Source organism: Sharpea azabuensis DSM 18934 (assembly GCF_000702165.1).
Lineage (GTDB): Bacteria > Bacillota_I > Bacilli_A > Erysipelotrichales > Coprobacillaceae > Sharpea > Sharpea azabuensis.
Genome location: NZ_JNKU01000071.1, coordinates 1 through 5702, shown reverse-complemented (window position 1 = coordinate 5702; position 5702 = coordinate 1). Strand labels below are relative to the sequence as shown.

Here is a 5702-nt window from a genome sequence, read left to right as displayed (position 1 = left end):
CGAAAAGGTATTTGCGGATGGCAAGAGAAGACACGGGCTGGACTATACGCTATATACAGGATTCGAAAGAGTGTATGATAATCTTATGTTGATATTCACAGGAATGAATCTCAAGAAGTTATGCACATACCTTGGAAGGATGCAGGAGGCGCATTGCGCCCAAAATTCCTGCTTTGAGCATCAAAATGAGGAAACGTTAAAGGCGATGGGGATAGGATAGAAGGATCTAGGCCCAATTTTTTTATTATCTGGAGAAATATATTCAGAAAAAAGAGGATGAATCATAAAATATATCAATCTATAAAAAAAGACCGCCAACGATATGGTTAATCGTCAACAGTCTGAAAGAGATTTTCTTAGAAAATCCCTTATTTTATCATATATTTCTTTAAAATCACACTGATCTTCTTATAGATAAAGAAGGTAATGAGTGAAATGACACCATATTTAAAGAGATTGAATGGCAATAAAGAACAAATGAACATCGTAAAGACATTATGAACTGCTGGATTCACAGCCATGACCATTTTGACAATACTTTCCATTGTCATGCCAAAGAGTTTTGCATACATTGGGAAAATGACAAAATAGTTTGAAAGTAAGGCAATCAGTGAAGTAACGATTGTCGCAACAAGCATCCCAATTACTGCCCCTTTACGTGTCTTATGTTGACGATAGAAGATAGCCGCAACAAGCATGAAGGTAATAGAGAGAATAAGATTAGACAATTCTCCGACAAACATTGTGCTTGTTGGTTTAATAATGAGCTTTAATAAGATCTTAATAACGGCTGTTACACTGCCAAGAGCTGGTCCAAACAAAAATCCAGCAAGAAGTACAGGTAAATCTGATAAGTCAAATTTGACAAATGGTGGTGCAAAAGGCACGCTGAATTCGACAAACATCAGCACGCTAGCAATTGCTCCAAGCATTGCTGCCATAACAATAGTACGTGTGTTTAATTTTTTTCTTTCCATAAATATCCTCTTTCTATGGTGCAAAAAAGTACCCCAATAATACATTGGGGTACTGAAAAAGTTATTTACACGAAAACACCATCTTTTTCCATCCGGACTATACCGTCGGTATCGGAATTGCACCGATTCTGCTAACGCTCGCGGACTATCACCGCCGATCAGGAATCTCACCTGCCCCAAAGATATGTAGTTTTACTACATAATCCATTTTACGCTCATTTTCGATGATGTAAAGACATATGATGATTTTTTCACCATGGACAAGTTATGGATAATGGATTATACTTATGTTACTAAAGGAGTAACACGATGGATAACGCTAAGAACATGCATGATGAAGAGGAATTTCACTGGACGAAAGGCTTGATTTTTACCGCTATTGTCCTATTTCCATTAATTCCTTTCGTGCTTATATATCGTCATAAATTTACACGAAAAACAAAAATCATCCTGATGATTGTCTATTTCATATTCTTAACTGCAATCTACCAGATAGCCTGTATGGCTCAAGGAGCATCAATCCATAGTGTCGCCATTGCCGATCGCTATGTCACAATGCGTCAGGGTGAGACTTACCAGATTCACTACACAACATCCCCTCAAAAAGACAAACTCACAATTACGAATGTCAATTATCATTCATCTAACCGCTCAGTTGCGTCTGTCAACAGTCAGGGACTTGTGACATGTTTAAGCGATGGGAATGCAACTGTGACGGTAAGTGTTACAGATAACCATTATACAACTAAAGAAAAGACTTTACATTTTGTCATTGTTGAGTAAGCAAAATTATTTGCTTACTTTTCTTTTGCTTAAATCTTCTTCATGTTCGTTTTATAATGATAAAGGGAGGGTGTCCTATGAGTCATTATGAAGTCATTCCAATGCAATGTCCAAAATGCGGCAACATGAATCATTTTAAAAATTATAACAGCATCAATATAACCGTTACGCCTGAATTAAAAAAGGCAATTATGAATGATGATATTTTTAAGTTCGAATGCCAAGATTGTCACCATGTAGAATATTTACGTCATCAATTATTCTATCACGATACAAAAAACAAGATTATGCTGCAATATGCAAAAGATCCTGAAGAAATCGAGCAGACGCTTGCAGCCTTAAAGGCAGAAGGGCTCGATCTTTCTTCTTATAAAATACGCTGGACAAACAACTGGTATGTTTTTAAAGAGAAAATACAGATCTTTGATCATCATCGCGATGATCGTATTCTTGCCATCTATAAAGAAAACATGCTTAAGAAGTTCTATGAAGAATATCCTGAAGCTGGACATGCCGTTGTCTTCTATCATGCGGATCTAAGTGAAAACCTGATGATTGTCAGCGAGCATATGAAAGTCAAATTCTATTATTTTCCAGAACAGTGGTATGCCAATATGATGGTAAATCCACATATTCAGAAGATGCTCAAATACGATACTTCAATCGATGTCAACGAAGATTATGTAAAACGTGTCTATAACCTAGAAGTCAATGTCGTAACCGCTAAAGTACAGACAGAAAGCTTTGTGGATACCTATGTATTGCACCATCTCGACTTCGCAAAAACGGGCGACCATGTCTTGATTGAAGACAAAGGGAAAGATGATGAGGGTGTCATTCAAAAGCTTGAAGTCATGGATGCACGTGATGTCCCTGCTCATATACACTTTATCAAGCATATTATAAAACGCCGTGATGTCGATGATATTGAAGTCAGCAATCATCTAGAGAAAATTGCTAAAGCACTCTATCATGAAAATGAAGTTCAGCTTCTCTCGCAATTACTGCATGTTCTATCTGAAGTAAAAATCTATTTGCCTTTAATCAAAGATGAAAAGACTGGTGAACTCAACCGAGAAGTCATTCGGACAAATAATCATGAACCTGTTATGCCCATCTTCACGAAAGAAAAGGAAGCAAAACTCTTTGCCCCGGAAAGTATTGTCTATGAAACTTACTTCACTGATCTGATTGATGAGTTTCCTAGGATGAGCTTTGTCCTTAATCCACAATGTAAAGAACTATTGATTATCGATAAGAAAATGACAGCTATCTTGAAGAGTTATGTGCAAGAAGAATTAACTCATGTCAATTAAAAACCAGAAGTCATGATGCTTAAAGCATCACTTCTTCTGGTTTTTTGATATGTGTTCTTCCTGATACATTATTGAGGACAATCTTGTAGAAGATCATGGATTCAAGCATTGCTTCATCATAGTATAATCCTTCAAAACCATAATGTGTCTGAATAAGATCCATCGCATATTCATAATCCTGGCGATCGAGACGACAGACTTCTCCTTCACCAATTGCTGAAGCATATGAGCAACTGATATTTTCCCCTGGTCTTTCATTATACTCATAAACAATATCTACGCTGCATGTGACATGAGGATTCTTTTTCAATAGTTCATCCTTCATCCCCTCACTCGTTCCATGGAAATAAAGTACGATATGATCATCAACACACTCTACGCCATAGGAAAGAGGCACAACATAAGGATATTGTCCATTATTGATGGCAAGATGCAAAGTATCACAGACCTTAAAAATCTCAAATAACCCTTCTAGATTGGTTACTTCTGCTGCCATCCATTCCATATATAACTTCCCCCTAAAACTAAAAAGCATAGTATTACTATGCTTTTACTTTATCACTTTATTCTTCTCGTGACAAATATTCTTTTACACATGAATCACAATTTCCTGTTACATGTTCTTCATATTGAATGCCATTTGTTTTCAATGCTGACGCACTGCCCTTAGACACTTCATCCAATAAAACAAGTTTAACATCATGTTCATTAAGCAATACAGCTAAAGCTCCAAATTTTATTCCTTTAGTATCAAGGATTTGTGTTGACTTGATCGACTGATCTTCGATATTGTAAACCTTAAATTGTTTTGCTGAACCAAAATCAGAATAAACATTTTCATTTTCAAATGGTACTGCAATTTTCATAATACCACTCCTTTAACGAACTAATTTTAATCCATTCAAATTCTAAGTTCAATAACTTTTTTCTTAAGACGTAATTTATTTTACACCAACAACACTGATATACTGTCCTTGACCATGATGGACGACAACATCTTTGAAGCCTGCTTGAACTAATAATGCCTGTAGTTCATTGGGGCGATAAATCTTAAAAAAGCCATCAATCTTAGGCCAGTCAATTGCCTCGGGATCACTGCCTTCACAAAGAATATTGATTTGGCCACCTGTCTTCAAAACACGATGAATTTCTTCTAGACCTTTTGTGATATCCGGCCAAAAATAAACTGTTTCAACAGCTGTCACTAAGTCAAATTTATTGTCTTCATATGGTAATTGTGCCACATCACCTTCTTTTAAGAAGACACGCTTGTTGAGTTCTTCTTTATTATTGAGTGAAGACATTTCAATGCTCTTTTGGGCATAATCTAGACCATAGATAATGCTTTCTTCGCTAAGCTTAAGCAAGTCCTTAATTGTTGCACCCCCGCCACATCCGACGTCAAGAATCGTCATATGAGGCTGGTATGTTATTGTATGTAAGCCAAAAGCGCGTAATGGAGCATGGCTGACATTCATGCGTTCAAGCATTTTTGCTCCTACTTCACCTACTGGCATTGCTGGATTTTCTTTCATATTACATTTCCTCCTGAAGGCATTATAGCACATGTCACAAAAGAAGAAACGTTTCTTGCAACCTGAAATACAAAGGTATATGATTGTGGAGAATTCATCAAGAATTCACAATCAATCCATACGATACACACAATAAATGAGGTGATTTTAATGAAGAAATTTACATTCAATGATGACAACACAGAAGAGAAAATTGAAGACCATGTTGATCATTATACTTATAGAGAAGAAGAAATGAGCCGTAAGGTGGGCAAGCGTACCCAGCATGAAACCATAAAACAAGAAAAACTAGAAGAAGAAAAGAAACAACCAGAAGAAGAAAATGAAGAACAGGAAACAAGAACTTCACGCAACTTTGGTCGTCGTGGCTCAAAGGGTTCCAAAGGCTTTAAAGGCAGCAAGGGGGCCAGAGGTAAACGCGGTAAAGCTGGTAAAGTCAAAAAATCACGCAGTATTTTCTCCACCCTATTCTTACTTTTACTCATTCTTGTTTTAGCTGGAGCCATAGCTGTTGGTGGTTATTATGCCTATGAATATTATTTATCCAATGAAGCTAAAGTGACAAATCTTGAAAACAAAGTCAAGGACTTAGGCAATCAGGCAAAAAACAAGGTTGTTGAAAAGAAAAATGAAATCACACAAAAAGAAACAACCAACAACAATACTGATGCTTCTACAAATAAATCCGATTCTTCTAACAGCAGTGAAGAATCAGATACAACAACGAAGCAAACAACAGATAATACTGACAGCAATTCATCTAATAGCAATACAAATACATCAACAGATCAGCAATGATCTCAGACTGTTGACAATCAAATGATTGTGGACAGTCTTTTTTGTATGGAGAATAGAAATATCAAGATGATACTTCATATATGGTATAATATATGCATGAAGGAGCTGATGTGGCATGGCTAAGAATAAGACTGAACAGAAGCAACAGTACATGATCTGTGCACTGCTTGATGACCTGGTCCCAGAGGACCACCTGGTAAGAAAACTTGATAGATATGTAGACTGGAGTTTTATCTATGATATCTGTGATCCGCTATATTCAAATAGAGGAACCAATAGAGTCGATCCTGTAA

The 5702-nt window shown here is 36.6% G+C and carries 9 protein-coding genes and 1 riboswitch; of the genes, 5 read left to right on the top strand and 4 right to left on the bottom strand.

Annotation, left to right across the window (positions count from 1 at the left end):
* Positions 1-220 (top strand): transposase (locus T529_RS13290; RefSeq protein WP_033163707.1); only part of this gene is annotated, 220 nt, incomplete at its 5' end.
* A 148-nt stretch (positions 221-368) separates the two neighbouring features.
* On the opposite strand, the gene T529_RS0111270 is transcribed toward T529_RS13290, so the two are convergent.
* Complete coding sequence (locus T529_RS0111270) at positions 369-977, bottom strand: ECF transporter S component (RefSeq protein ID WP_033163706.1); 609 nt, start codon at positions 975-977, stop codon at positions 369-371.
* 76 nt (positions 978-1053) lie between these two features.
* Positions 1054-1165: riboswitch (FMN riboswitch) on the bottom strand.
* Positions 1166-1286: 121 nt separating this feature from the next.
* On the opposite strand from T529_RS0111270, the gene T529_RS12390 reads away from it, so the two are divergent.
* Together T529_RS12390 and T529_RS0111260 are read left to right on the top strand one after the other, a co-directional pair.
* Complete coding sequence (locus T529_RS12390) at positions 1287-1760, top strand: Ig-like domain-containing protein (protein ID WP_037438353.1); 474 nt, start codon at positions 1287-1289, stop codon at positions 1758-1760.
* Positions 1761-1837: 77 nt separating this feature from the next.
* Complete coding sequence (locus T529_RS0111260; RefSeq protein WP_033163705.1) at positions 1838-3076, top strand: CpXC domain-containing protein; 1239 nt, start codon at positions 1838-1840, stop codon at positions 3074-3076.
* Between the two features lie 19 nt (positions 3077-3095).
* Here the strand turns inward: T529_RS0111260 and T529_RS0111255 are convergent, their stop codons facing one another.
* The 3 genes from T529_RS0111255 to T529_RS0111245 all read right to left on the bottom strand — a co-directional run bounded on the left by T529_RS0111255 (position 3096) and on the right by T529_RS0111245 (position 4611).
* The gene (locus T529_RS0111255) at positions 3096-3581 is read right to left on the bottom strand and encodes a pyridoxamine 5'-phosphate oxidase family protein (RefSeq protein ID WP_033163704.1); all 486 of its coding nucleotides are present in this window, start codon (positions 3579-3581) and stop codon (positions 3096-3098) included.
* Positions 3582-3639: 58 nt separating this feature from the next.
* Positions 3640-3942 carry a NifB/NifX family molybdenum-iron cluster-binding protein gene (locus T529_RS0111250; RefSeq protein WP_051646986.1) on the bottom strand — a complete coding sequence of 101 codons (303 nt, stop codon included), beginning with the start codon at positions 3940-3942 and terminating at the stop codon, positions 3640-3642.
* Between the two features lie 75 nt (positions 3943-4017).
* On the bottom strand, positions 4018-4611 hold the full coding sequence (locus T529_RS0111245; protein ID WP_033163703.1) for a class I SAM-dependent methyltransferase: 594 nt from the start codon (positions 4609-4611) through the stop codon (positions 4018-4020).
* Between the two features lie 150 nt (positions 4612-4761).
* Here T529_RS0111245 and T529_RS0111240 point away from each other — a divergent pair, with 150 nt between their 5' ends.
* Positions 4762-5409, top strand: a complete 648-nt coding sequence (locus T529_RS0111240) for a collagen-like protein (RefSeq protein ID WP_033163702.1) — start codon at positions 4762-4764, stop codon at positions 5407-5409.
* A 115-nt stretch (positions 5410-5524) separates the two neighbouring features.
* The coding region (locus T529_RS13895) for a transposase (protein ID WP_476661752.1) at positions 5525-5702 on the top strand (178 nt) is incomplete at its 3' end.

Coding starts and splice junctions, on each gene's coding strand:
- T529_RS0111250 (WP_051646986.1), bottom strand. CDS start 3,942: ATGAAAATTGCAGTACCATTTGAAAATGAAAATGTTTATTCTGATTTT.
- T529_RS0111270 (WP_033163706.1), bottom strand. CDS start 977: ATGGAAAGAAAAAAATTAAACACACGTACTATTGTTATGGCAGCAATG.
- T529_RS0111245 (WP_033163703.1), bottom strand. CDS start 4,611: ATGAAAGAAAATCCAGCAATGCCAGTAGGTGAAGTAGGAGCAAAAATG.
- T529_RS12390 (WP_037438353.1), top strand. CDS start 1,287: ATGGATAACGCTAAGAACATGCATGATGAAGAGGAATTTCACTGGACG.
- T529_RS0111240 (WP_033163702.1), top strand. CDS start 4,762: ATGAAGAAATTTACATTCAATGATGACAACACAGAAGAGAAAATTGAA.
- T529_RS0111255 (WP_033163704.1), bottom strand. CDS start 3,581: ATGGAATGGATGGCAGCAGAAGTAACCAATCTAGAAGGGTTATTTGAG.
- T529_RS0111260 (WP_033163705.1), top strand. CDS start 1,838: ATGAGTCATTATGAAGTCATTCCAATGCAATGTCCAAAATGCGGCAAC.